Source organism: Citrobacter sp. S55_ASV_140 (assembly GCF_018919505.1).
GTDB classification, from domain to species: domain Bacteria; phylum Pseudomonadota; class Gammaproteobacteria; order Enterobacterales; family Enterobacteriaceae; genus Citrobacter; species Citrobacter werkmanii.
In genome coordinates, this window is the sequence record NZ_JAHLQZ010000332.1 from 1 (window position 1) to 2,467 (window position 2,467).

2 protein-coding genes are annotated in these 2,467 nt (G+C 55.2%); both read right to left on the reverse strand.

The annotated features are described in order from the left end of the window. On the reverse strand, positions 1–403 hold a 403-nt coding region (locus KQJ18_RS23330), incomplete at its 3' end, for a fimbria/pilus periplasmic chaperone (protein ID WP_216422869.1). Positions 404–429: 26 nt separating this feature from the next. Beyond that, the coding region (locus tag KQJ18_RS23335; protein ID WP_216422870.1) for a fimbria/pilus outer membrane usher protein at positions 430–2,467 on the reverse strand (2,038 nt) is incomplete at its 5' end.

Genomic DNA, 2,467 nt, shown 5'->3' on the forward strand with positions numbered 1-2,467 from the left:
GTTGCAGCACGTTCGGCTTATCAGGCTTAGGTGGAATCTCACGCACATTCAGGTAGAACAGGCTTTCACGATCCTGAGGCAGCGTATTAATCCCGCTGGTTTTCGTCACGCGGGCAATGCCTTTTTGCCCACCGTTAATTCGCTGCAGCGGCGGTAAGACCATCAGCGGCGAGGTAACTTTTGTTCCGTTGGCATCTTCCACCCACGACTGGGCCAAAAACGGAATGCTCGGGCTGGTATTGGTTAAGTTCGCACTGACAGAGCGCGCATCACCGGTGATGATCATCCGGGTACGGTCGAGCGCAATACCCGCCCAGGAAGCGTTGATCTCTGCAATAAAAAGCAGGCCACAAGCCACGGGTTTGAGCCAACGCTGCACGGAGTAAAAAGCTTGATTTTTCATGACAAAATTCATTCTGGTTATTGAAATTATTCACAAGGCAACAGCACGTTACCTTCCGGGTTGAGTTGTTGTGGCACCTGTAAGTGACACTGCGCTCGACCGCCCCAGGCCACGGAAAGACGCTCGGCTGGATTCACACCGGCAATCCAGGCCATGCCGTTTTCCATCACCATGGCGACGCTGACGCCGTTGGCGTTAAACACTTCGGCGCCAAACGGCGGGACCGAACCCTCCTTCAGGCGCAGCAGCGCCATCATTTTTTGCCCCTGCGCCACGGCAAAGCGCTGGTAGCCAATCGCCCCTTCCGTCAGGGTGTTGGTGACAATGGCTTTGGTCGCGGAAATATCCTCGTCCATTGCGTCCACATCGATACGGGTATCAAAGCTGTGATAGCTGACGACATCCGGTACCACGGCAATACCGAAGCGGTTTGAGTGCGCCTGTTCGCCGTTCAGCGGTACATTCGCCACACCGTCGGTATCCACCATCACTCTGGCGGTATTCATTGACGCCTGGCTGTTGTGCAACGCCGCGCCGTGACGCGTCGCGGTAAAACCGCCGCGCATCGTGCCGCCTACGGAGAAATAACGTGATTGCTGCCAACTGACGTTAGATTCCAGCTCCGCCATCATGCTGCGGTGCTTGTAATAGCCATCAAATGCCGTGTGCCCTTCACCGGAAACCCCTGCGCGCAAACGCCATGGATTGTTACGGACGCGGTTATCGGAATACGAAACCATCTGGCTGGTCTGGTTGCCGCTGTTCTGCAATTCATAATCCATGGATCGGCCATCGCTCCAGGGAATCGAAATTGAAAGCGAAAGACTGTCGTCCCGTTTGCCCTGATACTCAGAGCGGTAAGCCGCAAGGTTGGCGCTAATCCCCTGGATGCCCGCCAACGAAAAGCTGTGTCCCATCGACAAGCCGTAACGATCCTGCGAACGACGATCCCAGTAGTTCTGGTGGGTGTAGGTCAGATACAGCGTGGTGGCTAACTGCGGATCGTCGGCAAAAAAGGTTTTGTTACCGGTGATGGTGTACATCTCTTTTTCGTTGCCGGCGCTGTTGTTATTGGCATACTGTTCGTCGAGGAACTGCGAAAAAGTGCGGAAGTTACGCTGTGAAAAGCGGTACCCGGCAAAGGTGATGGCGCTGTTGTATTCATCGAAGGTTTTGGCATAGCTGAGCTTAAAGGACATGCCTTTTTGTTCAGCCTGATGCTTCACCCGACTCACGGATTGCGTCGCATCTGCCGATAATGCCCCCAACCAGCTCAAATCCCGGCCGATCCCCATCGACCACGCGTTATAGCGCTCGCCAGTGAGCAGCGCGCCGCCGTACAGCGACCACGCATTGCTGACCCCCCATGAGAAATCGCCGGTATAAAACGCAGGGCCCTGAATGTCATGGTTGTAAAGCGATGGCTTACCGACCGCGGCGTTGTAGCGAACGTAGCCTGGGCGCGTCAGGTAGGGAATATCGGCGGTATTAACCTGAAAGATTTGTACGCTGCCATCCTGCTCCTCAACGCGTACATCCAATGTCCCGCGTACCGAGCCGTGCAGATCCTGAATATTAAACGGCCCCGCAGGAACGGTGGTTTGATAGATAACACGTCCCTGCTGACTGACGGTGACCTTCGCGTTACTCCGCGCGATGCCATGAACTTCAGGCGCGTAACCCTGCAAATTCGGTGGCAGCATACGCTCATCGCTGGCGAGGTTAACCCCGGTGAAACGTACCGAATCAAAAACCTGAGAATTCAGATAGATTTCGCCAAGCGTCAGTTTTGCCGCCTGCATCGGTAATGGGCGATAAGCATAGATCTGATCCCAGTCGATACGCCCACGATTATCATCGGAAGCGTAATTGGCCTGATACTGCCCGCGAAAGCGCCACGCGCCGAGGTTAAAGCCTGTTTGCCCGTAGCCAGAAAGAGAGCGGTAATGATCGCCCCCCTGCTCGTAATGTGTGGCCTGACCCGAGATGCTGTAGTCAAAAATCAGCCCGGCGACGCCATTATCCCAGCGCTCCGGCGGCGTCCAGTCGGGATCGGTATATTTC